This window comes from Billgrantia pellis, assembly GCF_008297955.1.
GTDB classification, from domain to species: domain Bacteria; phylum Pseudomonadota; class Gammaproteobacteria; order Pseudomonadales; family Halomonadaceae; genus Halomonas; species Halomonas pellis.
Genome location: NZ_VTPY01000010.1, coordinates 12229 through 38006 on the forward strand (window position 1 = coordinate 12229; position 25778 = coordinate 38006).

The 25778-nt window shown below is 65.7% G+C and carries 25 protein-coding genes; 16 read left to right on the forward strand and 9 right to left on the reverse strand.

What is annotated here, in order from left to right; genetic code table 11:
• The first annotated feature begins 54 nt into the window (after window positions 1-54).
• The 5 genes from F0A17_RS20380 (at window position 55) to F0A17_RS20400 (ending at window position 4967) form a co-directional block, all read left to right on the forward strand.
• Window positions 55-1689 (forward strand): BCCT family transporter, encoded by a 1635-nt coding sequence (locus F0A17_RS20380; RefSeq protein ID WP_149330207.1) that lies wholly within the window; start codon window positions 55-57, stop codon window positions 1687-1689.
• Window positions 1690-1760: 71 nt separating this feature from the next.
• Entirely contained in the window at window positions 1761-1940 is a 180-nt protein-coding gene (locus F0A17_RS20385; RefSeq protein ID WP_149330208.1) for a hypothetical protein, read from the forward strand.
• A gap of 10 nt (window positions 1941-1950) precedes the next feature.
• Complete coding sequence (locus F0A17_RS20390) at window positions 1951-2649, forward strand: extensin-like domain-containing protein (protein ID WP_149330209.1); 699 nt, start codon at window positions 1951-1953, stop codon at window positions 2647-2649.
• A gap of 77 nt (window positions 2650-2726) precedes the next feature.
• Window positions 2727-3674 carry a cobyrinic acid a,c-diamide synthase gene (locus F0A17_RS20395; protein ID WP_149330210.1) on the forward strand — a complete coding sequence of 316 codons (948 nt, stop codon included), beginning with the start codon at window positions 2727-2729 and terminating at the stop codon, window positions 3672-3674.
• A 57-nt stretch (window positions 3675-3731) separates the two neighbouring features.
• Window positions 3732-4967, forward strand: coding sequence for a toxic anion resistance protein (locus tag F0A17_RS20400; protein WP_149330211.1), 1236 nt, complete (start codon window positions 3732-3734; stop codon window positions 4965-4967).
• Between the two features lie 19 nt (window positions 4968-4986).
• On the opposite strand, the gene F0A17_RS20405 is transcribed toward F0A17_RS20400, so the two are convergent.
• From F0A17_RS20405 to F0A17_RS20420, 4 genes are all read right to left on the reverse strand, one after another.
• A complete protein-coding gene (locus F0A17_RS20405; RefSeq protein WP_149330212.1) occupies window positions 4987-5328 on the reverse strand; it encodes a sll1863 family stress response protein in 342 nt (113 codons plus the stop codon).
• A 65-nt stretch (window positions 5329-5393) separates the two neighbouring features.
• Entirely contained in the window at window positions 5394-6662 is a 1269-nt protein-coding gene (locus tag F0A17_RS20410; protein WP_228716984.1) for a GGDEF domain-containing protein, read from the reverse strand.
• The gene (locus tag F0A17_RS20870; protein ID WP_228716985.1) at window positions 6659-8053 is read right to left on the reverse strand and encodes a substrate-binding periplasmic protein; all 1395 of its coding nucleotides are present in this window, start codon (window positions 8051-8053) and stop codon (window positions 6659-6661) included. The genes F0A17_RS20410 and F0A17_RS20870 overlap by 4 nt, the downstream gene beginning before the upstream one ends.
• 244 nt (window positions 8054-8297) lie before the next feature.
• Window positions 8298-9416, reverse strand: coding sequence for a PQQ-dependent sugar dehydrogenase (locus F0A17_RS20420; RefSeq protein WP_149330213.1), 1119 nt, complete (start codon window positions 9414-9416; stop codon window positions 8298-8300).
• Between the two features lie 134 nt (window positions 9417-9550).
• Between F0A17_RS20420 and F0A17_RS20425 the strand changes: the two genes are divergently transcribed.
• Both F0A17_RS20425 and F0A17_RS20430 read left to right on the forward strand, forming a co-directional pair.
• Window positions 9551-10927 (forward strand): MFS transporter, encoded by a 1377-nt coding sequence (locus F0A17_RS20425; RefSeq protein WP_228716987.1) that lies wholly within the window; start codon window positions 9551-9553, stop codon window positions 10925-10927.
• Window positions 10921-11673 (forward strand): sulfite exporter TauE/SafE family protein, encoded by a 753-nt coding sequence (locus tag F0A17_RS20430; RefSeq protein WP_149330214.1) that lies wholly within the window; start codon window positions 10921-10923, stop codon window positions 11671-11673. The genes F0A17_RS20425 and F0A17_RS20430 overlap by 7 nt, the downstream gene beginning before the upstream one ends.
• 21 nt (window positions 11674-11694) lie before the next feature.
• Here F0A17_RS20430 and F0A17_RS20435 read toward each other — a convergent pair whose 3' ends face one another.
• Window positions 11695-12927, reverse strand: coding sequence for an E22 family MetX-like putative esterase (locus F0A17_RS20435; protein WP_149330215.1), 1233 nt, complete (start codon window positions 12925-12927; stop codon window positions 11695-11697).
• A 167-nt stretch (window positions 12928-13094) separates the two neighbouring features.
• On the opposite strand from F0A17_RS20435, the gene F0A17_RS20440 reads away from it, so the two are divergent.
• The 6 genes from F0A17_RS20440 to F0A17_RS20465 all read left to right on the forward strand — a co-directional run bounded on the left by F0A17_RS20440 (window position 13095) and on the right by F0A17_RS20465 (window position 20017).
• The gene (locus F0A17_RS20440) at window positions 13095-13634 is read left to right on the forward strand and encodes a retropepsin-like aspartic protease family protein (RefSeq protein ID WP_149330216.1); all 540 of its coding nucleotides are present in this window, start codon (window positions 13095-13097) and stop codon (window positions 13632-13634) included.
• 79 nt (window positions 13635-13713) lie between these two features.
• A complete protein-coding gene (locus F0A17_RS20445) occupies window positions 13714-14616 on the forward strand; it encodes a YihY/virulence factor BrkB family protein (protein WP_149330217.1) in 903 nt (300 codons plus the stop codon).
• Window positions 14613-15653 carry an NAD(P)H-dependent flavin oxidoreductase gene (locus F0A17_RS20450; protein WP_223111586.1) on the forward strand — a complete coding sequence of 347 codons (1041 nt, stop codon included), beginning with the start codon at window positions 14613-14615 and terminating at the stop codon, window positions 15651-15653. Before F0A17_RS20445 ends, F0A17_RS20450 begins: the two co-directional genes overlap by 4 nt.
• Window positions 15654-15697: 44 nt before the next feature.
• Complete coding sequence (locus tag F0A17_RS20455; protein ID WP_149330219.1) at window positions 15698-17434, forward strand: VRR-NUC domain-containing protein; 1737 nt, start codon at window positions 15698-15700, stop codon at window positions 17432-17434.
• Entirely contained in the window at window positions 17431-19740 is a 2310-nt protein-coding gene (locus tag F0A17_RS20460; protein ID WP_149330220.1) for an ATP-dependent DNA helicase, read from the forward strand. Before F0A17_RS20455 ends, F0A17_RS20460 begins: the two co-directional genes overlap by 4 nt.
• 97 nt (window positions 19741-19837) lie before the next feature.
• A complete protein-coding gene (locus F0A17_RS20465; RefSeq protein WP_149330221.1) occupies window positions 19838-20017 on the forward strand; it encodes a PLDc N-terminal domain-containing protein in 180 nt (59 codons plus the stop codon).
• A 22-nt stretch (window positions 20018-20039) separates the two neighbouring features.
• Here the strand turns inward: F0A17_RS20465 and F0A17_RS20470 are convergent, their stop codons facing one another.
• The 3 genes from F0A17_RS20470 to F0A17_RS20480 all read right to left on the reverse strand — a co-directional run bounded on the left by F0A17_RS20470 (window position 20040) and on the right by F0A17_RS20480 (window position 21189).
• Window positions 20040-20246, reverse strand: coding sequence for a DUF3565 domain-containing protein (locus F0A17_RS20470; protein ID WP_149330222.1), 207 nt, complete (start codon window positions 20244-20246; stop codon window positions 20040-20042).
• A 26-nt stretch (window positions 20247-20272) separates the two neighbouring features.
• Window positions 20273-20800 (reverse strand): GspH/FimT family pseudopilin, encoded by a 528-nt coding sequence (locus F0A17_RS20475; RefSeq protein ID WP_187774757.1) that lies wholly within the window; start codon window positions 20798-20800, stop codon window positions 20273-20275.
• 122 nt (window positions 20801-20922) lie between these two features.
• On the reverse strand, window positions 20923-21189 hold the full coding sequence (locus tag F0A17_RS20480) for a PP0621 family protein (protein WP_149330224.1): 267 nt from the start codon (window positions 21187-21189) through the stop codon (window positions 20923-20925).
• Between the two features lie 98 nt (window positions 21190-21287).
• Between F0A17_RS20480 and F0A17_RS20485 the strand changes: the two genes are divergently transcribed.
• Window positions 21288-22919 (forward strand): NAD+ synthase, encoded by a 1632-nt coding sequence (locus F0A17_RS20485; RefSeq protein ID WP_149330225.1) that lies wholly within the window; start codon window positions 21288-21290, stop codon window positions 22917-22919.
• Window positions 22920-23021: 102 nt separating this feature from the next.
• On the opposite strand, the gene F0A17_RS20490 is transcribed toward F0A17_RS20485, so the two are convergent.
• Complete coding sequence (locus F0A17_RS20490) at window positions 23022-23846, reverse strand: outer membrane protein assembly factor BamD (protein WP_149330226.1); 825 nt, start codon at window positions 23844-23846, stop codon at window positions 23022-23024.
• Window positions 23847-23964: 118 nt separating this feature from the next.
• Here F0A17_RS20490 and rluD point away from each other — a divergent pair, with 118 nt between their 5' ends.
• The gene (gene rluD, locus F0A17_RS20495; protein ID WP_149330227.1) at window positions 23965-24918 is read left to right on the forward strand and encodes a 23S rRNA pseudouridine(1911/1915/1917) synthase RluD; all 954 of its coding nucleotides are present in this window, start codon (window positions 23965-23967) and stop codon (window positions 24916-24918) included.
• Between the two features lie 15 nt (window positions 24919-24933).
• On the forward strand, window positions 24934-25689 hold the full coding sequence (gene pgeF / locus F0A17_RS20500; protein WP_149330228.1) for a peptidoglycan editing factor PgeF: 756 nt from the start codon (window positions 24934-24936) through the stop codon (window positions 25687-25689).
• The last annotated feature ends 89 nt before the right edge of the window (window positions 25690-25778 follow it).

Sequence of the window (25778 nt, forward strand, 5' to 3'; positions counted from 1 at the left end):
GCGGATGGGCTGATAGGATAGAGACACTCATGGATGAAACAGAAGGAACCGCACATGGCCAACCACGGAGGGCAGCGTGTCTTTGCCGTCTCGGCGTTGATCATCGCGACGCTGGTGATGATAGGTGCCAGTTTTCCCGAGAGATTCGGCAGCGCGGCCGATGCCGCGCTCGCGAGCGTGACCCATTTCTTCGGTTGGTTCTATCTGCTGTCGGTTTTCGGCTTCGTGGTCTGCCTGCTGTTTCTCGCATTTAGCCGCTACGGCAAGATACGCCTGGGCCCTCAGGACAGCACGCCGAGCTTCAGCTTCTTCTCCTGGGTCAGTATGCTGCTCGCGGCGGGCTTCGGGGTGGGCTTGGTGTTCTATGGCATGGCCGAGCCGATGTTGCACTACGTCGAGCCGCCTTATGGCGACTTGCCGGCCGAAACCGCCGAAGCGGCGCGCTACGCCATTCAATACAGCTACTTCAATTGGGGCGTCCACCAATGGGCGGCCTTTTCGCTCGTGGGACTGATCATCGCCTACTTCCAGTTTCGCAAGGGGCAGGCCGGCCTGGTCTCCTCGGTGCTATCGTCGATCGCGGCCAAGCATCCGCGCATTCGCCCCTATGCGCCGGCGTTGGATGTTTTCGCCGTGGTGGCCACGGTAATGGGGGTGGCGACCTCGCTGGGGCTCGGCGTACTGCAGCTCAACGGCGGTTTCAATGCCGTGTTCGGTCTGCCCGAGAACCGGTTGTGGCAGTTCATCATTCTGTTCACCATGTTCCTCGCCTACATGGCATCCACCTGGTCGGGCCTGGACAAGGGCATAAGGCGGCTCTCCAACCTCAACATGCTGTTGTGCATCGCCCTGATGCTCTACGTGCTGATAACCGGCCCCACGGTGGCGATCCTCGAAACCATCACCCTGGGTATCGGTGATTACCTGCAAAACTTCGTCGGCATGAGCCTGCGCATCGCCCCCTTCGGTGACAACGCCTGGGGCGCCAATTGGACGATCTTCTACTGGGCCTGGGTGATCGCCTGGTCGCCCTTCGTGGGCACCTTCGTGGCGCGGGTTTCGCGTGGGCGCACCATCAAGGAGTACGTGTTCGGCGTGTTGATCGTCCCGCCACTGCTGGCCTGCCTGTGGATTGGCGTGTTCGGCGGCGCGGCGCTGCATATGGAGCTCGGTGGCGACGCCGGGTTGGCGGCGGCCACCGCGGATAACATCACCGTGGCCCTATTCGAGATGTTCGAGCGCATGCCCTTCAGTGGCGTGCTGTCGATCGTGGCGATGCTGCTGATCTTCATTTTCCTGGTGACTTCGGCGGATTCGGCCTCCTATATCGTTGCCCAGATGACCGACAACGGCTCGATCAACCCACCGTTGTACAAGCGGGTGGCGTGGGGTGTGCTGATCGCTGCCATCTGCTTCACCTTGATCGCCGCGGGCGGGCTGAGCGGACTGCAGTCGGCCGCCGTGCTGTCAGCGTTGCCGTTCACCTTCATTCTTTACGGCATGCTTATCGTGCTGGTGCGCGAGCTGCGCGCCGACCGACAAGCCATGTTGACCCAGCTCTACCGTCGCCATGGCGAGACGCCAGTGGGCGCCGACGCCTTCGAGGCCGAGCTGCTAGGCGAGCAGGAGCGATTGCGGCGTGCGCCCAATGTGGTCAATCGGAGGATCAATCGTCGTGACGGCGGTTGAGGCCAGTCAGCAGTGGCAAGGCGTAAGCGCAAGCCGTAAGCTCAGCGGAAATGAGGAACCGGATCGCTACCATGTCTCTGATCGGCTCGGGCCGCGGCCCGATTTTGCGCGGCGCTACCCGCCGGCGCCAGGCACCGCGCCGGCGTCCCGCCAGCTTTGATCGCTGGCTCGACCGTGCGGTCGATATCGCCGTGATCACGGCACTGCTGGTGGGCGGCGTGGCGCTGGTACTGCACCTCTGGCTGAGCTGATACGGCGCTCATGCGGTCCTTTAAGGTCCTGCTGCTCGTATCGGCGCTGGCGGTTCCGTCCTGGTGGGGCTTCGAGGCGCGCATTCCGCGCCACTGGCACCCATGGCAACCGCTGACCGTGGACGATCCGCTGACTCCGGTAACGCGCTGGAAACTGCGCCGGCTGGGTGACGATCCCGAGGGCTGTCTGGCGGCGCTCGGCACCGCCCCCGATGATGACTTGCGCGTCACCCCGCTTGATGACCACGAGCCGGTGGCCGGCTGTCCGCTCGAGAACGTGGTGCGGGTTCACCGTGCGGGTGTGACGTTCAACGCCAGCTTCGTTGCCACTTGCCCGCTGGCCCTGGCCTGGACCCTCTACGAGCGACATCGCCTGCAGCCGGCAGCCGAAGCCCACTTCGGCACAGGAGTGGCCCACGTGGTGCATTATGGCAGTTTCGCCTGCCGCGGGATCTACGGACGCGAAGAAGGACGCCCGAGCGAGCATGCCACCGCCGAGGCGCTGGACGTGGCGACGTTTCGCCTGGCCGACGGCCGTGAGGTATCGCTGCAACGGCACTGGGAAGATGACGGGGCACGCGGCGATTTCCTGCGTGCCGCCCGCGACGGCGCCTGCGATCTGTTCGGCAGCGTGCTGGGGCCCGACTACAATCAGGCTCACGCCGATCATCTCCATTTCGGCATGCGTGGCTTTCGCCTGTGTCGCTGAGCGCGTGGGGCTCGCTTGCCACCGCCCGCCCCCGTACACTCAAGGCATCGCTCTCAGATCGCTGAGTTACGAGGCTTATGCTGGGATTTCTGCAGGGATTTGCATACGGACTGTTCGTCACCTGCCTGCCGTGGTGTCTGGTTGGCCTGGTCAACCCGCGCCTGGCGCTGCCCACCGACAACCCCACCCGTTTCCAGGTGCTGTTCCGCTACTGCTTGCTGGTGCCCTTCATCAGCACGGTACTGTGGCTGACCTCGCTGTGGGGCGGCTTCGGGCCGAGCCTGGGCGGTTGGCTGGCGGGGCTGGTAGCGGTAGGGGTGTCGCTTCCGGTCGAGCGTGGCTGGCGACGCTGGCGGGCTCGCCGGCATCAGCGCCGGCTGCGGGAGCGGCTCGAAGCCGAGGCCGAGCGTCGGCGCGCCGAGCGTGAGCGGGAAACGCGCGAGGCGGGAGTGGCGGAACTCGACCCGGCGCACCCGCCAGCGGACGCCGATGACCTGATCCTGGCGCTCTGGCGGGCCAAACAGGCGCTGCTGGAGGTGCGCCGTCCCAATCTGGCGACCCAGGTCGACCGCTGTTACACCCGATACTGTCACGTCATGGCGGTACTCGGCGCTCGCTTCGATAGCGGCGAGCTGGCCTTCGAGCGTTCGCAGGGGCTGGTCAGGGAGGTGTGTCTCGGGGTGGTGGACTCCTTTACCTCCATGGCGGCTCAGGCACGTGGTGTGATGGGACTGGACGAAGCCTACGTACGTCGCCGGTTATCGCAGGAGGAGGGGCAACTGGCGATCGAAGAGCGTATCGCCCTCAAGCGGCGGCTCGAGCTGATCGAGGAGACCGACAAGCGCCTGCGGCGCTTGGCGGCGCGCAACGAGTCGGCTCTGACTCTGCTCGACGATGCCGCGGTGGCACTGGCACGGGTCGAGACGGGGCGCCCTCAGGCGTCGCTGGCAACCGATCAGGCGCTGGAGGAGCTGCGACGCTTCATCGGCCGGGCGGAGCGATACAGCCGCAGTGATCGGCACTGATGCACCGACCCCAAGTATGGCTTAATGTCACCAACGCGTTGAAATGGGGAGACGAACATGAACCCGCCATCCGAACGTGGCTCGCCCCTCTCGTTGCCGCCAGTGGAGGAGATCGCCAGGGAACTGGAGGAGATCGCCCCCGAACCGGTGGATGGCGCCGAGGTCGAGGACGAGATAAACGATCCCGAGCTCGAGACAATGGCCGATCGCTTTGTCGAGGAAGTGCTGGCCAGCGGCGACGGCGCCGATCTCGATCGCCAGCGTCGCGCGGTGGACGAGATGGGACTCGAGCTGCAGCAGCAGGCCGCCCACCATAGCGAGATGCTGCAGACGCCGCTGCGCAAACTGGCGCATCAGGGTGACGAGGGCGGGCCGGTGGCCAAGGCGCTGATCGATCTGCGTGGGCGCATGCAGGAACTCGACCCGCAGCAGCATCGGCTGGCGTCGGGCCCACTGGATCGGTTGCTGGCGCGTATTCCCGGCGCCGGCAGCCGCATACAGCGCTACTTCCGCAAGTTCGAGAACGCCCAGCAGGCGCTGGACGCGATTATCGCCGACCTGGAGTCGGGACGGGATATGCTGTATCGCGACAACATCACCCTCAGCGACGACCAGGAGAGCCTGCGCCAATTGCTCGAGCGACTGCAGCGCCAGATCAACCTGGGGCGGCTGATCGACCGGCGCCTGGGACAGGCGCTGACGCGATTGGGCAACGACCACCCGCAGCGTGCCTTCATCGAGGAGGAGCTGCTCTTCCCGTTGCGCCAGCGCATCGTCGACCTGCAACAGCAGTTGGCGGTGAGCCAGCAGGGCGTGCTGGCGCTCGAGGTGATCATCCGCAACAATCGCGAACTGATGCGTGGCGTCGATCGGGCGATCCATGTCACCGTGTCGGCACTGACCGTGGCGGTGGCGGTCGCCCTGGCGCTGGCTAACCAGCGGCTGGTGCTCGATCGCGTCGAATCGCTCAACACGACCACTTCCGAGATGATTGCCGGTACGGCCAAGGCCCTGCGTCAGCAGGGCGTGGAGATCCAGACCCGCGCGGCCTCGGCGCAACTCGACATGCAGGCGTTGGAGCAGGCGTTCGGCGATGTGTTGGGCGCCATCGACGATCTGTCACGCTATCGTCAAGAGGCTCTGCCAAAGCTCGATGCCCAGATCGACCGACTGGCGGTGCTGGCGCGACAGGGTGGCGGTGCGATCGAGAAGCTGCAGCGCGGCAGCGAAGTGCATGCCGCAAGCGACGGCCTCACGCCAGGGGACGAAGGCGGCGGCGAGCGGCAGGGTTGAGCCGACCGGAAATCGGATCTTAGGGTGACCCCCCCGGCGATCGGCGTGTCGGCTCGTCGTCGTCAGCATTCCGATCCGGCGCGTGGGCGTAGGCATCGCGCAAAGCCTTGCGCATCAACTCCCAGGCATCATCCAATCCTTCCCGCAGCGATTCCCAAGCCGCTTCGCTGGCGAATTGCAGCGCCTCCAAGCGCTGCCGAGTCTCGTCCCGGCGACGCTTCAGCCGCTCGATATCTTCCCGATAGCGGGTCTGGGTCTCGGCGCCGGCTCGCCGTGCCCGGGCGGCCAGTTCATCGATCTCGGCATTCCATTCGTCCAATTGAGCCTTCATGCGCTCAATGAATTCATCGCGTCTGTTCATGGTGGCGTGCCTCCGACTGGGACTCCTATCGAGTCTACGCGTGCGAGAGGGTTCCTGCCCAGGACTCAGGTCTGCGAGGCGACTCGATCACGCCCCTGATGCTTGGCGCGGTAGAGCTGGCTATCGGCTTGGGCCAGCAGCGTCGCACGATCGCTCCTGCCGTCGGCGGGAAAGGCACTGGCCACGCCGAGGCTGGCCGTGACCCGGCCGGCCTGGGTGGAGTGGGCATGCGGAATGTTCAGGTCATGGATTGCCTGGCGGATGCGGTCGGCGACCTGGCGGGCGCCCTCCAGGTCGGTGTCGGGCAGCACACAGACGAACTCCTCGCCGCCGTAGCGGGCCACCAGGTCGGAGGCGCGATTGACCACTCGTGTCAACGTTTCGGCCATGGCGCGCAAGGTATCGTCGCCGGCCACATGACCGTAGTGATCGTTGAATTCCTTGAAGTGATCGATATCGAGGAAGATGACCGACAGCGGGTGACCGCAGCGGTGGGCGCGCTGCCACTCCTGAGTCAGGAAATCGTCGAAGCGGCGGCGGTTGGCGATGCCGGTCAGCCCATCCATGGTGGAGATTTGGTGGAGCCGGTCACGCTGCTCGAGGCCCTGCTGGAAAGCGTTGAGCAGCTCATCGAGGCTTTCCACCAAGTGCCCCAATTCGTCATTGGCATGGCCTCCCATGGCGGGCTTCGGCCAGCGACCGGGCTGACGCGGATCGGCGCTGACGATGGCGGCATGTACCTGGAGCAGCGGACGAGTGATATAGGCATGGAAGGCGATGGCCAGCAGGGCGGCGATGGCCAGCGCCTTGATGACGCCCAGCGAGAAGATCAGCAGGCTGCGGCTGATGAAGTCGCGGCCCAGGCTATCCAGGGCCAGCGTGAGTTCCAGCTCACCCATCGGTTCGTCGAGCGACCCGACACCTGCCCGATAATCGAGCGCTTCCTTATAGTGAAGGATGTCGCCGAACAGAGCCCGGGTCAGCCAGTCGGAAGGTGCCTGGTAGGCACGATGGCGCTCCGCCATGATGCGTCCGAAGTCATCGCGCAGCACGACGCTGGCCACTCGCCCGCCACTGAACAATCCTTCAACGACCTGATTGGCCAGGTCCGGGTTGAGCTGGAAGGCGGCCTCGGCGGCGGTACCGTCGACCAGCTCCAAGCGGTGCTGGGTCTGGTGCACGACTTCCTGGCGCATCTTGCGGGCATCCAGGGCCAGCTCGATGGCGCCGGCCAGAACGCTAAGCAGCAGGGCGATGGCGAGAGTGAGCAGCGCCTGCTTGGCGGTTAGGCTGCGCCTGTGGCGGTGACGGCCCATGCCGCCGTGACGGATCACGGCGGGCTCTCGGCGTCGTGGCGTGCGGCTTGTTCCGTGGCGGCCTCTGCCGCCAGTTGACGATCGAGCGCCGCTTGGAGCCGGGCGATGAAAGGATCGGGGACCGAGGGATGACAGGCGAGGTAGAGTTCGACCTCCTGGAAATCGAACAGGCGCCGCAGTTCCACACCGGCCTCCTCGGCAAGGAATCTGGCGGTCCGTTCGCCCGTGACCCAGGCATCGATCATGCCTGCCCGCAAGCGGGCGATGTTCTCACGTTCGGCGCTGGCCACCACGATCGGCACCCCTCGACGGGCCGCGAACTGGCCCACGGCGTCTTCGCGGAAGCTGCCGACGCGCAGTTCTGACAAATCGTCGAGCGAAGCGGCTTCGATGGCTGAATCGGCCAGGGTGTAAGCGGCCCAGGTGCTGGTCGTCAATGGCCCGACCCAGGTGAACAGGGGCTCGCGCTCGGGAGTTCGGGTGGTGGAGTAGACGCAGTGGCGCTCGCGCAGCTGGGCTTCGGTGAAGGCACGAGCCCAGGGCAGCAGGCGAAAATCGGCGCTGAGCTTGGCATCGTCCAGCGCCGCGCGCAGCAGTTCGGTCGAGCGACCGGTGATCGTGCCGTCAGCCTCCTTGAAGTTGTAGGGTGGATATTCCTCGGTATTGAAGGCGATGGTGCCGCCGAGAATCTCGCTGATGATCCCCTGCTGGCGCAGGCGATCCAGCGCTTGCTGCATGCGTTCGACCAGCGCGGGGTCGGTATCGCGATGCAGGGCGTAGTAGAGATCGGATTCGCTGATGGTCAGGACCGGCATGTAGTCGGTGGTGGGCAGGTCATGCTCCTGCATCAGCCAGAACGCCACGTCCTCGCCATAGGCCCACAGGTCGACTCGGCCCCGCTCCAGCATGCGCAAAGCGCTGACGTTCGACATGGCCATTTGCACTTGCTCTTGCGGCACACCGATCGCCTGCAGCCGCTGGGCGCCGACATCCTCGCGAATCGCGGCGATGCGATAGCCGCCCTCGATCACCTCCTCGATGTTCTGCACCTGGATGTCGCTATCCCGCCGGGCGATCAGCGTCACTCGGTCGGTGGCAATGGGGCCGACCCACCGGAACAATGCTTCGCGCTGCTCGGTGCGGGTGGTCGAGAACAGCACCGTGCCGGGTTCGGAGAGTGCCGTATCGTAGCCGCGGGCCCAGGGCAGGTAGAGCACGTCGCGGCGGGACAGCGCAGTCCCGGTTTCCTCGAAGATTCGCTCGAGAATCTCGACGGAGATGCCTTGGAGATGCGCGTCGCGTTGGTAGTTGTAGGGCGGGTATTCCTCGGTAACGAAGGTCAGACCTTCCAGGCCGGCCGTCGCCGGGAACGACAGCGCCAGGAGCCATAGCGATAACCACTTTTTCATGCGCCCTGAGTCCCTTTCCTGCTTGTTATTCTTGCCATCGCTTGCACGCGCCTACCACGCGACATCGCGCGTACCTGACCCTGTCCGCCCGCGCGCTTCCACGAGGGGAATCGAGCGAGGCGGCACGCCATCACGTGGGTTGACCTCGATAATGCCCGTGGGAAGGCAAGAAGTGAAGAACGCCGCTTCCACGCTGAGGCTGCAGCACCCCGCGGCCCGCCACAGGTGGCAGGCCGGGGTAGGGTCACTCGGCCGGCTCGAGTCGATGCAGGGCGGCATCCGAGCCGCCGGTGAGGATATAAAGATAGCCATCGGGGCCCAGGCGAACGTCGCGAACCGGCCCGATCGATTCGGACAGCAGCGGCTCCACGTCGACCTCGTCTCCCGAGACTTCGACACGATAGAGTGTCTCGCTCTCCTGGCCGCCGACGATCAGGTTTCCCTCCCATTGGGGATAGCGCTCACCGCGGATCAAGGCCAGGCCGGTGGGGTCGATGGAGCCGTCAAAGCGGTGAACCGGCTTGACCAGCGACTCGTCGGTGCTGGCGATTTCTTCCAAGATGCCGCGACTACCGGCGTCTTCGCCCAGGGTGAGTTCGGGCCAGCCGTGATTCTCCCCCGGCTCGATTCGATTCAGTTCGTCGTTGCCGCTGGGGCGTGCCTCAACGACCCAGACGTCGCCGCTTTCGGGGTCGGTGGCGATACCCTGCACCTCGCGGTGCCCCCAGGAATAGAGCCTCGGCAGGTGGCCGGCTTCGTGGAACAGCGGATTGTCCTCGAGTGCCAGGCCCGCCGGGTCCATGCGCAGGATCGAACCGGCGTGATCCTCGGTGTCCTGGGCCCGCTCCGGGTCGCCGCGGTCGCCCACGCTCATCAGCAAGGAATCGTCCTGCAGCCAGGCCAGGCGCGAGCCATGGCGCCGGCCGGGTTCCGATGGCCGATTCTCCTTGAACAGTTCCTCCACGTCGGTTAACTGATCGCCGGCGAGGCGACCCCGCGCCAGTGACGTGGCGGTGGCGTCGGCGTCGCCGCTGGCATAGGTGAAATAGAGCCAGCCGGTGTCGGGAAAATCGGGTGAGGCGATGATGTCGTGGAGACCGCCCGCGTCATTGGCGTACAGCGAAGGCAGCCCGCCGACCTCCTGCCGTTCGCCGTTGAAGACGCTTACGATACGACCGGAGCGTTCGGTTATCAGGTAAAGTTCCCCGGGGAGCACGGCCAGGCCCCAAGGTTCGTCGAAATCCTCGGCGAGCGTGACCAGCCGCAACGTTGGCTGCTCGGCGCTCATGGCCTCTTCTTCGGCGAGGGCAGCCGCGGCAACCGTCAGCGCCAGCAGGGAAAAGCCACTCCAGCGTCGTTTCATTGCTTACCTCCGGTGCGAATGCCCCTATCAGTGTAGTGAAAGCTCGGCGGACGTCATTTCATCAACGAATACCTGCTAGGCTAGGCGCTTTCGGGCAGGTCTCGCGGGAAGAGGAGGCGGGGGCGATGGGCGTGATGCCGGTGACAGGGGAAGTGTCGTCCAGACAGCGGGCATCGAAGAGGGAGATTCTGGGCTGGGCGATGTTCGATTTCGCCAACCAGGCGTATACGCTGTTGATCATCACGGTGGTCTTCGGCGAGCTTTTCACGACCGTTATCGTCGGGGATCGCGACGACGGCTATCGCCTGGCCAACCTGCTGTGGAGCGTGGCGCTAGCCACCAGCTACCTGCTGGTGGTCGTTACCGGTCCGCTATGCGGCGCAGTGATGGACTACCGGGCGGCCAAGAAGCGCTTCCTTTTCGTGAGCTATGTCGTCACCGTGGCGGCCACCGCGCTGCTCTACTTCGTGGCGCCGGGCTACGTCATGCTGGGGCTGCTGCTGCTCGTGGTATCGAACTACGCCTATTCCATGGGCGAGTCGTTCATCGCCGCCTTCCTGCCCGACCTGGGCCCACCCGAAGATCTCGGCAAGATATCCGGTTTCGGCTGGGCGCTGGGTTACGTGGGCGGTCTTTGTGCCGCGGGTTTCACACTGGTGGTGCTGGGCGAGGCCACGGCCGAGAACTTCGAGCGCATTCGCTGGGTGGGCCCGTTCGCCGCGGCGTTCTTCCTCGTCACTGCGATTCCCACCTTTCTTTGGGTCAAGGAGCGTGGCAACCCCCAGCCGCACGCCATGTCCTATCGCCGGATCGCCTGGCAACGGATCGCCACCACGCTGCACGAGCTGAGACGCTTCCGCGATCTCGGTATCTTCCTGGTGTCGCTGCTGTTCTCCATGGCCGGGGTCTACATCATCATCGCTTTCGCCTTCATCTATGGTGCCCAGGTGATCGGCTGGGATGAGTCGGTCCGCAATGTCATGTTCATCATCGTGCAGATCACCGCCGCGGCGGGAGCGCTGGGTTTCGGCTTCCTTCAGGATCGCATCGGCACCAAGTTCACCTACCAGCTGACGCTGCTGCTGTGGGTGGCGGCGGTCGTTGCCATCTGGGCCACGCCCGAGGTCACCGCTTTCCTTAACGGTGCCTTCGGTCTCGGCTGGGAGGCCCAGCACCTGTTCCTTGTGGTGGGGTGTCTGGCGGGGCTGTCGCTGGGGTCGAGTCAATCGGCCAGCCGCGCGCTGGTCGGGCTTTTCTCCCCCGCGCGCAAGGCCGCCGAGTTCTTCGGCTTCTGGGGGTTGGCCAATAAACTCGCCGGGGTGATCGGCATCATCGGTCTGGGATTGTTGCAGTCGATCGTGGGACTGCAGGGCTCCATCCTGCTGTGCGCGGGACTGTTCGTCGTTGCCATCCTGATCTGCCTGGCCGTGGATCAGGCGCGTGGTCAGCGGGCGGCAAACGATTGGGAGAAACGCAACAGTGATGCATTGCAGGAGGGGGGTAAGTGTTAGCGATCGATCCGTTGCTGCTGGCGCTGGTAGCGGCGACCTTCTTGATAGCCGGCATGGTCAAGGGCGTGATCGGAATGGGCCTGCCGACGGTTTCGCTGGCGCTGCTGACGGCAACCGTGGGGCTGCCGTCGGCGATGGCACTGCTATTGGCCCCGACTATCGTGACCAACGTCTGGCAGGCACTGGTGGGAGGCTACCTGACGGCGATCCTGCGTCGCCTGTGGGTTTTCCTGCTGGCGTCGGTGGTGACCGTCTGGCTGGGCGTCACCATTCTGGCGAGGGTGGAAGTGCGTTGGCTCTCGGCGCTGCTGGGCGTACTGATCGCCTTCTATGCGCTATCCGGTCTGCTGCGCCTGGAGATCGGCAGGGTCGTCTCGCGAGGGCGTCACGCCGAGGCCGTCAACGGTGGCCTGACCGGTTTGCTCACCGGCATGACCGGTTCCTCGGTGTTCCCCGGGGTGGCTTATCTACAGGCGCTGGATCTCCCACGGGACATGCTGATTCAGGCCATGGGCGTACTGTTCGTGGTCACGACCACGGCACTGGGCCTTGCCATGGGCGGGCAGCGCCTGCTCAGCGCCGAGCTGGTGGGACTCTCCCTGGCAGCGGTGGTGCCGGCGCTGGTCGGCATGCAGCTAGGCCAGCGCCTGCGCCGCCGGCTGTCCGAAGCGACTTTCCGACGCGTTTTTCTCAGCGGACTGCTGGCCATGGGCGGGTATCTTCTGCTGCGGTCGCTGCTGGGCTGAGCCGGCAGCGACCGCGCTCGCTCACTTGGCGAGAAAGTCGCGAATCCGCGCTTCGGCCTGTTGGATAGCGACCACGCCGTCGAGGTGGCCTCGGTTGCCTTCCAGCGTGACCCGCTCGACCGGGGTGCCGTCGGCCTCGATCATCTCGGCCGTCGCGCGCACGCTCTCGGGAGCGAAGACCAGGTCGTTCTCGCTGTACAGCATCAGCGTCGGTGCATCGATGCGCGCCAGCCCTTCTTCCACGCTATCGCCGTGGCCGGCGAGAAACGCCTGGTTGGCCTTGACCAGGTAGAGCAGGTGATTGGCATCGGCAACCTCGGCGCGCGAGGCGGCGATGTCGTCGAGGGTCCGCTCGATGGCGTAGCGCGCCTCGAGGTGGCGGGCCGGATCGGCTTCCGCGTCGGCCCAGCTGCGGTCGAAGGTCGCGTTCGCCCACTGCCAGTGGTTGGCATTGAGCGTGACCAGCTTTAGCGACTCGCGCAGACCATCCAGCGGCGGCTCGCCGTCGTAGTAGTCGCCATCGTTCCAATTGGCGTCGAGGCGGATGGGGGCGGCCCAGGCGCTCAACGTGGCAAGAAGCCAGGGATCGGCCGCTCCCGCGCCAATGACCGGTATCAGCCGCTCGACGCGATCAGGATAGGCGCTGGCCCATTCGTAAGCTTGCAGCGCGCCCATGGAGGCGCCCATGACCGCATGCAGGCGCTCGATACCCTGGCTCTCGAGCAGCGCCTTCTGCACCTCGACGAAGTCGCGGATGGTGACCACCGGAAAATCCGTGCCCCAGGGTTCGCCGGTGTCGGGGCGGGGCGTGGCCGGTCCGGTGGTGGTCACGTTGGGGTCATGGGCGTTGAGGTTGACCAGGGTATCCGAAGCGATGATGTAGTACTCGTCGGTATCCAGCGGCTTGCCGGGACCGATGATGGCGTCCCAGTAGCCGGGAGCCGGATCGTCCTCGGCGTAGCGCCCGGCGGCATGGCTGGTGCCGGAGAAGAAATGCGTGATCAGGATGGCGTTGTCCTTCGCCTCGTTGAGCGTGCCGTAGGCCTCCCAGCCGATGCGCACCGGGCCGATGGACTCGCCGCCGGTGGTGGTGTACGCCGGCATCTCGAAGACCTGCTTTTCCACCTGACCGTCCCAGGCCGTCGCCGCAGCGCTGGCCAGCATGAGCGCCCCGGAGAGAACGAGGCCGGCCAACCTGCCGTGCGGGCCGCGGAGCGTATCGGCGTCGTGCGATGATGTGTTGCCGTCGTGCATGTGACTATCCTTGTTGTTGTCGAATCGTCGTTGTCATCGGTCGTTGCGAAAGCCGACTCCGAGCATGCGCCTCGGAGAATGGCCAAATAAGGACTTGGCGCCCTTAGTAAAGTCGGCGGCATCAGGGGTGTCAAAATGCGGGCCTGCCCGCTGAACCGGGAGGGGGAATGAGTCGAGAGCATGGGTCGGTCCGCGGGGCCGGAATGGGCATGATGCTGCTGTTCTGGGTGGCGTTCATTGCCTTTGGCAGTTGGTGGTTTCATGGCTATCTCGAGACTCAGCGCAATCCCAACGCCCATCTCGTCAATGCCTCGGGCGACGCTGGCGAGCCGCTCGTGCTGGAGCGTAACCGGGCAGGGCACTTCGTCGCCTCGGGGCGCATCAATGGCGAGCCGGTCGAGTTTCTGCTCGACACCGGTGCCACCTACGTGGCCGTCCCCACCGAGCTTGCCGAGCGGCTGGCGCTCGAGCCCGTGGGCTCGGCCTGGTTCAATACGGCCAACGGCCGGGTGCGCGGCGACCTGACTTGGCTCGACGAGGTCAGCCTGGGAGGCTTCACTGCCGCCGAGGTGCGTGGCTCCATCAGCCCGGGGCTTGAGGGCGATGTGGCCCTGCTGGGCATGAGTTTTTTGAACCGCTTCGACATCGAGATACGGGATACGCAAATGGTTCTGCGACCCGCACAGCGACATCAAGGAGCGCCATGACTCGATTTTGCGCGGACGACGTGCCGCCAGGCCGAGCCAGATTCCCGGACCCGGCTGGCTGGATGTCGCCTGGCGAGTCATGAAGGAGGTATCAGAAGATCGGGTCGGCATGCTGGCGGCCGCGATTGCCTTCTATGCCCTGCTGTCGCTTTTTCCCGCCATTGGCGCGGTCATCTCGCTGTGGGCGCTGGCCCTCGATCCGCAGGAAATGGCCCGCCAGATCGGCGAGCTGAGCCGGTTCGTTCCGCCGGGCGGGGCCAGGCTCGTCAACGAGCAGGCCAGAGAGGTCGGCGAAAACACCGACAAGGGGCTTAGCCTGACCGCGCTGGTGAGTCTGGTGGTGGCGATGTTCCTCGCCTCGAAGGGCGTGCGTGGGCTGATGGTGGGGCTTAACGTGGTCTATGGGGAAGGCGAGAAGCGCGGTTTGTTGAAGCGCATGCTGGTCGTCGCTGCGCTGACGCTTGGGCTGGTCGTGATGTCCCTGGTGGCGACGAGCTTCGTGGCCCTGTTTCCGCTGGCCGTCGAGTGGCTGATGTTGGACCCTGGGCTGGTCACGCTGATCACCTGGCTGCGCTGGCCGGCCTTGCTGCTGATGATGATGTTCGTCATTGCCGTGCTCTATCGCTTTGGGCCCTATCGTCGGGCGCCGCGCTGGCAGTGGGTCAGTGTAGGCACGGTGATCGCGACGCTGCTGTGGCTGGTCGGCTCGGCGGGTCTGTCGCTCTACGTCAGCCAGTTCGCCCGGATGGATGAACTCTATGGCTCGCTGGGGGCCGTGGTGGTGCTGATGCTGTGGTTCTGGCTTTCCTCCTTCGTCGTATTGCTGGGCGCCGAGATCAACGCTGAAATGGAGCGCCAGACCCAGCGCGACACTACCATCGGTGAGGATCGCCCAATGGGCGAACGCGAAGCCTATGCCGCCGACACCTTGGGGCCCCGGCGTCATGAGGAACACCAACGACAGCAGGGAGAGCGATCGTGAACCTGACTCGCCAGCTTGGCATCGAAGTTCCCATCCTGCAGGCGCCGATGGCGGGTGCCCAGGGCGCGGATCTCGCACTGGCCGTTTCCGCGGCAGGCGGACTCGGTGCCTTGCCCTGTGCCATGCTGACCCCCGATACCATGGCCGAGGCGCTACATCGCATCCGCGCCGAGAGCTCCCGGCCGGTCAATGTCAACTTCTTCTGTCACGAACCGCCGGTCCATGACGCAAGGCGGCTGGAGCGCTGGCATCGGGCCCTGACGCCCTACTACGCCGAGTTCGGGCTCGATATCGACAACGTACCGACCGGTACCGGACGCCGTCCGTTCGATCACGAAACCTGTGATGCACTCGAGCCCTTCCGACCCGAGGTGGTCAGCTTCCATTTCGGCCTGCCGGAGCCGGCGCTGCTGGAGCGGGTCAAAGCCTGGGGAGCGACGGTGCTTTCGTCGGCCACGACGGTCGAGGAGGCGCGCTGGCTCGAAGCACATGGTGCCGATGCGGTGATCGCTCAGGGGCTCGAGGCGGGCGGTCATCGCGGTATGTTCCTGACCGACGATGTCACCACTCAGCTCGGTACCTTTGCTCTGCTGCCGCAGGTGGTGGCGGCCGTCTCGGTGCCGGTGATCGCCGCCGGGGGCATTGCCGATGCCCGCGGGGTCGCGGCGGCCTTCAAGCTGGGCGCCGAGGCGGTCCAGGCCGGCACGGCTTTTCTCTGCTGTCCCGACGCCGCCATTTCGGCGCTGCATCGCCAGGCGCTGCAGAGCGAGGCCGCGCGCCATACGGCGCTGACCAACCTGTATACCGGGCGGCCGGCTCGCGGCATTGTCACGCGGCTGATGCGTGAGCTCGGCCCGCTCGGCGACGTGGCACCCCCGTTCCCGCTGGCAACCGCTGCCATCGCGCCGCTGCGCAGTGCCGCCGAAGCGGCGGGCAGCAGCGATTTCTCGCCGTTATGGGCGGGGCAGAACGCCAGCACTTGCCGCGAGGTGGCGGCGGCCGAGGTGGTGCGCTCGCTTGCCGCAGGCGTGAGCTGAACATCCGGGCTGGCGGGGGGGCGCAGGGCTGATATCATGGATACATGAACAGTATCCTGCCGGCCGCTCCGGTCACCGCATCGCTCGACGACCCCTTTTACTACCTGGCGAACTTTCGCTTCGTACTCGGCTGGGTCGGTAAGCGCCACGGCGATCTCCTGACTCCGGCGGAGCATGATTTCATCGCGTCGTTCGATGCGCTGCCGCGTGCCTCCCGCGCGCTTCTGGTACGCATGGTCATGCGCAAGGGGGAATTCTTCCGTACCGCCAAGCTCCTCTACGCCGAGATCGGCGATCCCATGCGCGCATTGGCGCCCCTGTTGGCGGCCGGCTGGGTCGAAGCCGACCCCGAGCTGTCGTTGGCCGAGCTGTTTCGCCTGCTGCGCATGGCCGAGCTGCGCCAGGCACTGGCCGGGGAGATCGCCGCCGCGGGGCTGCCTCGTTCGGCGGGCAAGGCGGCGCTGGGCGAAGCGCTTTCCCCGCGCCTGACCGGCGTGCGCCGCCTGATCGAATGGTGGCCCCAGGTCAATGAGGCACTGGCCGGTGAGCGTATCGTTCGGCTGGCGGTCATGCCGCTGTGCGATCGGCTGCGGCTGATGTTCTTTGGCAACCTGCGCCAGGACTGGGCCGAGTTCGTGCTCACCGAACTCGGCCGGCAGCGTTTCGAGCGAATCGAGCTAACACTCGATTCGCGCGCCTTTCACCGTCGCGAGGAGGTAGACGCCTACCTGGCAATGGATCGCCTGCGTGAGCGGCTGGAGGGGGGCGAGTCACCCGCCATGCTGGAGGACGAGATACCGACGCTGCCTCAAGGCAATGCCTGGCTGGCGCAGCGCCGCAGTCGGCTCTTGCTCCGCCTGGCGCAGACCGCCGAACGCGAGGCTCACTACGAACTGGCGCTGCGCCTCTACGAGCGGAGCGGCGAGGGAGCGGGGGGGCAGGTCCAGGCGCGCATACGTCGGCTGCGACTGCTTGAACGACAGGGCGAGCACGAGCGGGCCCATACGCTGGCGTGCGCATTGGCGGAATCGCGGGCGAGCGAGCAAGAGGCCCAGGCGCTCGAGCGATTGCTGCCGCGGCTGCGGCGCCGGCTGGGGTTACCGCCGGCTGGGCACCGTCCCGAAGCGGCGCCACGACGCCTGGATGTATGCTTGCCGCGTCCCGCGCCGGGTGAGTGGCGTGGTGTGGAGTGTGCCGTTCGCGACGCTCTGGATCGGCCGGATTCGCCGGTGCATTACGTCGAGAACACGCTCTTCACCGGTCTCTTCGGGCTGCTCTGCTGGCCGGCGCTCTTCGCGCCGCTGGCCGGTGCCTTCTTTCATCCTTTCCATCGTGGCCCCGCGGACCTGCATCACGACGACTTCGTGGCGCGCCGTCGCGAACGCTTCGACGTCTGTCTGGCCCGGCTCGACGACGGCAGTCACAGCGAGGCGATCCTCTCGGCCTGGCGGACCAAGCGGGGAGTGGCGTCGCCTTTCGTCCACTGGGAGGCGCTTGACGAAGCGCTGCTCGAACAAGCGCTCGCCTGCCTGCCGGCGGCCCACCTGAAGGCCTGCTTCGAGCGCTTGCTGAGCGATCTCAAGACCAACCGGGCCGGGCTGCCCGACCTGATCCAGTTCTTGCCTGCCGATACCGACGGGCCTCGCTATCGACTGATCGAGGTGAAGGGACCTGGCGACCGGTTGCAGGACAACCAGCGGCGTTGGCTGGCGTTTTTTCGCGAGCACGCCATCCCCGCGGCTGTCTGCCACGTGACCTGGCAGGACGAGGCGCTGTCGTGAGCGCCACCGAAGCGCCGCTCTATCGCGTGGCGGTGCGCGCGCTCTGCGATTTCACCGCCCGCGAAGGCGATCTGGACCATCGCTTCACGCCGTCGCCCAGCGCGCGCGAGGGGATCGAGGGGCATGCGCTGGTGACGGGCCGCCGTGCTGACGGCTACGAGACCGAGCTGCCGCTCTCCGGCCGTTATGAGGGGCTCATGGTCACCGGCCGGGCCGACGGCTACGATCCCGCACGCAACTGCCTCGAGGAGATCAAGACCCACCGTGGCGACCTTTCGCGCATGGCGGCCAACCAGCGCACCTTGCACTGGGCCCAAGTCAAGGTCTACGGGGCGCTGCTGTGTGGCGAACGTGGGCTCGACAGCGTGACCCTGGCGCTGGTCTATCTCGATATCGCCACCCAGAGGGAGACGCGGCTGACCCAGGAGGCGACGGCCGCCGAACTGAACGCCTTCTTCGCGGCACAGTGCCGGCGCTTTCTCGCCTGGGCCGAGCAGGAGCGCGACCATCGCGAGCGGCGCGACCGGTGGCTCGCGGCGCTGAGCTTCCCACATGCCGAGTTCCGCCCCGGCCAGCGTGAGCTGTCGGAGAGCGTCTACAAGGCGGCGGCCACCGGGCGCTGCCTGCTGGCGCAGGCGCCCACCGGCATCGGCAAGACCATGGCGACGTTGTTTCCCACGCTCAAGGCGATGCCGCGCCAGCGAATCGACCGGGTTGCCTTCCTGACCATGAAGACGCCGGGGCGGCGCCTGGCACTGAACGCCCTGGCTCAGTTGGAGCTCGCCGAGCCATATGTAGAGGGCCAATCCGGGCGGCCGGCGCTGCGGGTGCTGGAACTGGTGGCGCGCAACAAGGCCTGTGAGCACCCCGACAAGGCCTGCCACGGCGACACCTGCCCGCTTGCTGCAGGCTTCTACGACCGGCTGCCGGCGGCGCGCCAGGCGGCGGTCGCCCGGGGTTGGCTCGACCGCGAGGCACTGCGCGCGGTGGCTCTCGAACATGGCGTCTGCTCGTACTACCTGGGGCAGGAGCTGGCCCGCTGGAGCGATGTCTGCGTGGGTGACGTCAACCATTACTTCGACAGCACCGCCCTGCTGCATGGTTTGGCCCAGGCCAATGGCTGGCGCCTGGCGCTGCTGGTGGACGAGGCCCACAACCTGGTGGACCGGGCGCGCGGCATGTACAGCGCCGAGCTCGACCAGCGTGCCTTTTCCCGCCTGCATCGCAACGCACCCGCGCCATTGGTGAAGTCGCTGGGGCGATTGGTGCGCCAGTGGCAGGCCTTGGTGCGCGAGCAGCGCGAGGCGGACGCGACGAAGGCCGAGCGGGAAGGCTACCGTGTCTTGACGGCCTTGCCTCAGCGGCTGGTGGCGGCACTGCAGCAAGTGGCGGTGGCGATCACCGACTACCTGGCCGAGCATCCCGGCGGCGCCGATCCGACACTGCAGGAGCGGCTGTTTGAAGCGCTGGCGTTCGTCCGCCTGGCCGAGACGTTCGGCGACCATTCGCTGTGCGATTTGAATCAGCAGGGCCGAGGCCAGACGGTGCTCGGCCTGCGCAACCTGGTACCGGCGGACTTCCTGGCACCGCGTTTTGCCCAGGTACACAGCGCGGTGCTGTTTTCGGCCACGCTGAATCCGCCGCGCTATTACCGCGACCTGCTGGGGCTGCCGTCGGACTGCGTATGGAGGACGGTCGCCACGCCGTTTCGCGCCGAGCAACTGGAGGTGCGCATCCAGGGCGACATCTCGACTCGGCTGCGTGACCGCGAAGCTTCGCTCGACCCCATCGTCGCCGAGCTGGCCGGCCAATATCGTCGCCGGCCTGGTCTCTATCTGGCCTTCTTCAGCAGTTTTGCGTATCTCGAGCGGGCGCTGGCGCGGCTGGCCGAGACGCAACCCGACGTGCCGGCCTGGGCCCAGACCCGCGGCATGGCCGAGGCCGAGCGAGACGCCTTTCTGTCCCGTTTTCGGCCAGGCGGCCGCGGGATCGGTTTCGCGGTGCTGGGGGGGGCCTTCGGCGAGGGCGTGGATCTTCCCGGCGACCGGTTGATCGGCGCCTTCATCGCCACCCTGGGCCTGCCGCCCTTCGATCCCTTCAACGAGGCGCTCAAGGCCAGGCTGGAGACCCGCTTCGGCTGCGGTGACGCCTACGCCTACCGCATTCCCGGCATGATCAAGGTGATCCAGGCCGCCGGACGCGTGATCCGCGATCCCCAGGATCGCGGCACGCTGGTATTGATGGACGACCGCTTCCGACGCCCCGACGTACGTCGCCTTCTGCCCGAGTGGTGGCGGGTCGAATGAGCCGCTCTGTTCACATATCGCTACAGTCCCGGTTTGTTAGCTGTGCCGGGACGTGCTAATTCTTGAACCATCATGCCGCTGGACAAGGAGACGTCTGATGGGAATCGAAGTGGGTGGCCTGTTGGGCCTGATTTGGCTGATCATCCTGATCTGGGCCATCGTCAAGGTAGCCAAGAGTTCAGCCGGGACCTTCGCCAAGATCCTGTGGATTCTTGCGCTGTTGATATTCCCGCTGGTCGGCCTGATCGTCTGGCTGTTGATGGGACCGAAGGGGTAGCGGGCCGGCCGCTCGGGGCTGGTCACGGGTTGTCCCGAGGCTCGTCCCGTTCGCATTTCACGCATTCGAGTGTCAGGCCGAGGCGGGACCGGCGTCCGGCTTCCGTCATGACCCAGGGGCGCTCGATCCATGGCGGCTGATGGCGAACGTGCTGGTTATGACCACAGGTGAGTTCGGCGACCCAATGGCCCTCTTCATCGCGGTGGTAGCCGATGATGGTTTGCTGCATGACGCCTCCGATCATGGTGTCCTGCGTCAGCAGGTGGGCGGATCGCCCAGGCGAACCCGGCCGAAGTTGCTGAGTATCAGCCGAGCGCCGCGACCACTGCGGCCGCAGATACGAAAAGTGCCGTTGTGGCCTGCGGGACGACCCAAGGCACTGTAACGTATCGGTTTGCCGTCCTGCCGAAACTCGACCGTGACGCCGCGGCCGCTTTCGAGCACTCGCAGCAGGTCATCGTGATGGAAGCTGCCGCCCGTCGCGGAACCCAGGACGATGGCCAGCGGGGCGTTCCACCGAGATTGGCTGCAGGTCGTGCGGTCGTCGCTGGGGCAGACCGTCACTGTCGTTCGCCGGGCGATGGCGGTATTGCGCGCTAGCGAGAGCGCCGTGCGCAGGCGATGCACCTCGGCGCTCACTTCCTGACGTGCCGTCATCGCCTGCAGGCCGGGAACGGTCCAGCCCAGCAGCAGCATGGCCACCGCGAGGACCACCAGAAGCTCGGGAAGGGTCAGGCCGCTCTGACCGGCGGCGCGGGAACGAAGAACAGGCATTGCGCCCATGAGGCTCTCCCTGCAGTAAGACGTCCGCGTGATACGAGGTCTCACTCTAGGCGAGCAGGACGCATGTTCCATAAGCCATTGCCGATTCAGTTTGTCAGCGATCGCCGTCGTGATGGGAGGGCTTACTCGCTTTCGTCGGACTGTCGCTCCTGTAGATAACGGTCGCGATGAGCGCTACTGCAGAACCACTCGCCCTTGTCGCGCAAGGCCTCGGATTCCGGCACGTGAACTTGGCACCAGGCACAGCGCACCATTTGCTTCCCCTCCCCGTGACTGTCGGCTGGCGAGCCTTCGTGATCGAGCTTCCATTGGCGGTACATCCGGTAGAGCTTGAGGCCGACGAGGAACAGCACGGCGAAGATGATCAGGCGAATGATCAACAGATTCATCCTTATCAGACTCCCAGTCGGGGGCTAGCGGCTTTGCCAGCCGGACGCCCTTGCGGGACAATACGATGACTTCGGATTCTCAAGAGATTTCTACGCCCATGCAAGACTTGACGCTGGTGATGGCGCAGTTGGACCCGTTGGTAGGGGACATTCCCGGCAACGCCGATCGCGCCATCGAGGCCGTTCGCGAGGCACGCATCGAACATGGTGCCGATATCGTGGTGTTTCCCGAGCTGTTCCTCAGCGGTTATCCCCCCGAGGACCTGCTGCTGCGCCCTTCCATGGAGACCCGTCTGCGCGAGGCTCGCTCTCGCATGGCCGCCAAGATGTCGCGTGACGTGCTCGTGATCATCGGTTATCCGGGGCGCCGTGAAGGTCTGAGCTATAACCTGGCCGGGCTGCTCTACAACGGCGAATGGATCGGAGAGTATGCCAAGCAAGCGCTGCCCAATTATCAGGTCTTCGACGAGCGGCGCTACTTCGCTACCGGCGAGCGAAGCCTCGTGGTCGAGCACAAGGGGGCCAAGCTTGGCATTCTGATCTGCGAGGATCTGTGGTACGGCGAACCGGTGAGGTTAGCGCGCGATGACGGTGCCGATATCTTGATCACGCTCAACGCTTCGCCCTATCACCTGGACAAACCGTCCGAGCGCCTGAGCCTGCTCGAGGCGCGTGCCGCCGAGGTGTCGCTGCCGCTGGTCTACGTCAACACCATCGGCGGGCAGGACGAACTGGTCTTCGATGGCGGTTCGGCCTGCGTCGATGCCGAGGGGCAGCCGCGCGTGGTGGCACCCTACTGGCAGGCGGGGTTGATGCCGGTGCAGTTCGTGCGGGAAGCGGGCCGTTGGGTGCCGCAGGAAGGAGAAATCGAACCTCTTGAGGAGCCCGAAGAGAGCCTCTACTGCGCCCTGGTCAGTGGCGTGCGCGATTACGTCAACAAGAGCGGCTTCCAGGGGGTTGTGCTGGGCCTTTCCGGCGGCATCGATTCGGCCCTCACGCTTGCGATCGCCGTGGATGCGCTGGGGCCGCAGCGCGTGCATGCGGTGATGATGCCCTATCGCTACACCGCCGACATGTCCCAGGAAGACGCCGCCGAACAGGCCCGCCTGCTCGGCGTGCATTACGAGGTGCTGCCGATCGAGCCTATGGTGGATGCCTTCATGACCGCGCTGGCCGATACCTTCGCCGGGACCGAGCGCGACACTACCGAGGAGAACCTGCAGTCACGCTGCCGCGGCGTGTTGTTGATGGCCATCTCCAATAAGAAGGGGCTGATGGTGCTCACCACCGGCAACAAGAGCGAGATGGCGGTGGGCTATGCCACGCTCTACGGTGACATGGCGGGTGGCTTCAATGCGCTCAAGGACGTGTACAAGTCGTGGGTCTATCGCCTGGCTCGCTGGCGCAATACTCAGTCGCTGGCGGTCCCCGAGCGTGTCATCGCGCGCCCGCCTTCCGCCGAACTGGCGCCAGACCAGAAGGACACCGACTCGCTGCCTGACTATGACGCGCTCGATGCCATCCTGGTGCGTTATATCGAGGGCGACATGAGCGCCGAGGCGATCATCGAGGCCGGATTCGAGCGCGAGGACGTCTACCAGGTGGTCAAGCTGGTCGACCGCAACGAGTACAAGCGACGCCAGGCGCCCGTAGGCGTGCGGGTGACGCCGCGAGGCTTCGGCCGGGATCGGCGCTATCCCATCGTTAACGCCTGGCAGCCGGGGGAGTAGGCTCTAGCGCTACGAGCGACGAGCCAAAAAGAACGCCACCGCTCGAATGGGCGGCGGCGTTCTGCTGTTGGAGTCGGACTCTGCCGGCCACAGCCGCAAGAATCAGGCAGAGATCGACTCCGCCTCGACGTGCTGCGGCTGGTAGGTGCGACCGCGCAGGCGATCGTGGTTCGGGGCGTTCTCGATCAGCACCTGAAGCACCTCGCGGGCGCGGTCGCGCATGTCGAGTCCCAGGTAGCCTTCCACCATCACCGCCAGCGCATCGCGCGTGGCTTCCGCCTGGGGATAGTTCTCGATGACCCAGCGTCCGCGTTCGACGGCGGCCAGATAGGCACCCTTACGCAGATAAAAATCGGCAACGTGGAGTTCGTGACGCGCCAGCAGGTTGCGCAGATAGACGATGCGCTGCTCGGCGTCGGGGGCGTATTCGCTGTCCGGATAACGGGTGATGAGTTCGCGGAAGTCGGCGTAGGCGTCGCGTGAGGCGCCGAGGTCGCGCTTGGAGATGTCGATCAGGCGCAGGCGTTCGAGGCTGAAGCGCCCGGCCTGCCAGGAAGCCAGTCCGCGCATGTAGAGTGCATAGTCGGCTTGGGGATGCGTGGGATGCAGGCGAATGAAACGGCTGGCTGCGGCGCGTGTGGCTTCCCAGTCGTTGGTCTCGTAGTAGGCGTAGATTAGCTCGAGCTGCGCCTGCTCGGCGTGACGTCCGAAGGGGAAGCGAGTATCGAGCGCCTCGAGACGAGTGATGGCGGAGGGGTAGCGTCCGCCTTCGAGCGCATCGCGCGCCTCGTCGTAGAGCTGCTGCTCGGCAACGCCTTCGAACTCATCTACCTCTTCTTCCGTGGCGGACCTGCCGGCACAACCGCTGACCAGGGCGGCGGTCAGTAGCAGGGCAATCAGGCGTGTGGCGATGGGGGAAACGCGCATCGTGATCCTCGTGTCTAACAAGCCGTGTCGGCCGTGATAGAATCGACCGTAACCCGTCCACTATAAAGCACCTCGCGTGAAAACGCAGTCCGAGGTTGCTTTCCAGCGATAGCCCCCTATGCCCCAGATCGTGGAAGCCCAGCAACGCGTGCCCGTCTCACTGGCCGGCTGCCGTCTCGACCAGGCCGCCGCCGAGCTCTTTGCCGATCACTCCCGTGAGCGTCTCAAGGGTTGGATCAAGGAGGGCGCGCTGACCGTCGACGGACGCCCGGGCAAGCCCAAGGACAAGATGGCAGGTGGTGAGTGGCTGCAGCTCGCTGCTGAAGTCGCGGAAGACGCCCGCTTCGAACCCGAGGCGATACCGCTCGAGGTGATCCACGAGGATGACGAGGTACTGGTCATCGACAAGCCTGCGGGACTGGTAGTGCACCCGGCGGCCGGCAACCCCGACGGCACCCTGCTCAACGCACTCTTGCATCATTGCCCGACGCTGGCCACCGTGCCGCGGGCCGGCATCGTGCATCGCCTGGACAAGGACACCACCGGTCTGATGGTGGTGGCCAAGACGTTGGCCGCGCAGACCGCTCTGGTCGAGCAACTGCAGGCGCGCACGGTTTCCCGCGAGTACGATGCCGTCTGCGTCGGCGTGATGACCTCCGGCGGAACGGTGGATGCCCCCATCGGCCGGCATCCCAAGGATCGCAAGCGTCAGGCGGTGCACGTCAGCGGTAAACCTGCCGTGACCCACTACCGCGTCGTCGAGCGCTTCCGCACCCATACCCACGTGCGCTGCCGGCTCGAGACCGGTCGCACCCACCAGATTCGCGTGCACTTGGCGCATCGGCGTTTCCCGCTGGTCGGCGATCCGGTATACGGAGGGCGACTCAAGCTGCCAGCCGGGGCGGGGGAAGGGCTCAAGGCGCTATTGCGCGAGTTTCCGCGCCAGGCGCTGCATGCCCGTAAGCTGGCCTTCCTACACCCCGGCAGCGGCGAACCGGCGACATTCCGCGCTGCCTTGCCCGACGACCTGCTCATGCTGATCGATTACCTGCGCGACGATAGCGAAGCCTGAGCCGAGGAGCCTCGAATGAGCGACGCCCCCCACCTGCAACCGACCCTGATCGAGCCTGACTGGCCGGCGCCCGCGAGCGTGGGTGCCTTTGTCACCACTCGTGAAACCGGTCCGAGCCAGGGTGATTTTGCCTGCTTCAACCCCAGTGACGGAGTGGGCGATAACCCCGCCCATGTGGCGTTATGCCGCCGCCTGATCGGTGCTGAGGTCGATGACGAGCGGCCGCTGCTGTGGCTCAAGCAGGTGCACGGCGCCCGGGTGCAGCCGAGCTACACCGAGAGTGTTCCCGAAGCGGATGCGTCGGTGGCTTTCGATCGCGGTCACGTCTGCGTGGTGTTGACCGCCGACTGCCTGCCGGTATTTTTCTGCGATCGCCAGGGAACGCGCATCGGCGTGGCGCACGCCGGTTGGCGCGGGCTGGCCGGCGGTGTTCTCGAAGCCACGGTGGCGGCGCTCTCCACCCCGCCGGAAGCGTTGATGGCTTGGCTGGGGCCGGCCATTTCCAATGCTCAGTTCGAAGTGGGGCCCGAAGTACAGCAGGCCTTCACTGGCGTGCACCCGGAAGCCGCTGCCGCCTTCGACCCTAGCCCTTACCGGCTAGGCCATTACATGGCCGACCTCTACAAGCTTGCCCGTCTGCGCCTGGAGCGGCTCGGTGTGGCGCATGTCAGCGGCGGCCATTTCTGCACTGCCTGCGAGTCGCGTTTTTATTCTCACCGACGCGATGACGGTAGGACCGGACGCATGGCAAGCGTGATCTGGCTCAGGTAGCACGGGCCGCGGGCTTCGAACCATGCTGTTCGTCCACAGCCTTTGGTCCGCGTCAAGCTGACGCGCCCCCCTCCTGGCCGGCGACTTGA

What these genes read in the sequence shown, in the direction of transcription:
- F0A17_RS20395 (WP_149330210.1), top strand. Translation starts at nt 2,727, where the DNA reads ATGCTGGGATTTCTGCAGGGATTTGCATACGGACTGTTCGTCACCTGC.
- pgeF (WP_149330228.1), top strand. Translation starts at nt 24,934, where the DNA reads ATGAGCGACGCCCCCCACCTGCAACCGACCCTGATCGAGCCTGACTGG.
- F0A17_RS20455 (WP_149330219.1), top strand. Translation starts at nt 15,698, where the DNA reads ATGAACAGTATCCTGCCGGCCGCTCCGGTCACCGCATCGCTCGACGAC.
- F0A17_RS20380 (WP_149330207.1), top strand. Translation starts at nt 55, where the DNA reads ATGGCCAACCACGGAGGGCAGCGTGTCTTTGCCGTCTCGGCGTTGATC.
- F0A17_RS20440 (WP_149330216.1), top strand. Translation starts at nt 13,095, where the DNA reads ATGAGTCGAGAGCATGGGTCGGTCCGCGGGGCCGGAATGGGCATGATG.
- F0A17_RS20870 (WP_228716985.1), bottom strand. Translation starts at nt 8,053, where the DNA reads ATGAAAAAGTGGTTATCGCTATGGCTCCTGGCGCTGTCGTTCCCGGCG.
- F0A17_RS20420 (WP_149330213.1), bottom strand. Translation starts at nt 9,416, where the DNA reads ATGAAACGACGCTGGAGTGGCTTTTCCCTGCTGGCGCTGACGGTTGCC.
- F0A17_RS20480 (WP_149330224.1), bottom strand. Translation starts at nt 21,189, where the DNA reads ATGAATCTGTTGATCATTCGCCTGATCATCTTCGCCGTGCTGTTCCTC.
- F0A17_RS20390 (WP_149330209.1), top strand. Translation starts at nt 1,951, where the DNA reads ATGCGGTCCTTTAAGGTCCTGCTGCTCGTATCGGCGCTGGCGGTTCCG.
- F0A17_RS20475 (WP_187774757.1), bottom strand. Translation starts at nt 20,800, where the DNA reads ATGGGCGCAATGCCTGTTCTTCGTTCCCGCGCCGCCGGTCAGAGCGGC.
- F0A17_RS20400 (WP_149330211.1), top strand. Translation starts at nt 3,732, where the DNA reads ATGAACCCGCCATCCGAACGTGGCTCGCCCCTCTCGTTGCCGCCAGTG.
- F0A17_RS20445 (WP_149330217.1), top strand. Translation starts at nt 13,714, where the DNA reads ATGAAGGAGGTATCAGAAGATCGGGTCGGCATGCTGGCGGCCGCGATT.
- F0A17_RS20405 (WP_149330212.1), bottom strand. Translation starts at nt 5,328, where the DNA reads ATGAACAGACGCGATGAATTCATTGAGCGCATGAAGGCTCAATTGGAC.
- F0A17_RS20425 (WP_228716987.1), top strand. Translation starts at nt 9,551, where the DNA reads ATGCCGGTGACAGGGGAAGTGTCGTCCAGACAGCGGGCATCGAAGAGG.
- F0A17_RS20435 (WP_149330215.1), bottom strand. Translation starts at nt 12,927, where the DNA reads ATGCACGACGGCAACACATCATCGCACGACGCCGATACGCTCCGCGGC.
- F0A17_RS20485 (WP_149330225.1), top strand. Translation starts at nt 21,288, where the DNA reads ATGCAAGACTTGACGCTGGTGATGGCGCAGTTGGACCCGTTGGTAGGG.
- F0A17_RS20385 (WP_149330208.1), top strand. Translation starts at nt 1,761, where the DNA reads ATGTCTCTGATCGGCTCGGGCCGCGGCCCGATTTTGCGCGGCGCTACC.
- F0A17_RS20470 (WP_149330222.1), bottom strand. Translation starts at nt 20,246, where the DNA reads ATGCAGCAAACCATCATCGGCTACCACCGCGATGAAGAGGGCCATTGG.
- rluD (WP_149330227.1), top strand. Translation starts at nt 23,965, where the DNA reads ATGCCCCAGATCGTGGAAGCCCAGCAACGCGTGCCCGTCTCACTGGCC.
- F0A17_RS20465 (WP_149330221.1), top strand. Translation starts at nt 19,838, where the DNA reads ATGGGAATCGAAGTGGGTGGCCTGTTGGGCCTGATTTGGCTGATCATC.
- F0A17_RS20490 (WP_149330226.1), bottom strand. Translation starts at nt 23,846, where the DNA reads ATGCGCGTTTCCCCCATCGCCACACGCCTGATTGCCCTGCTACTGACC.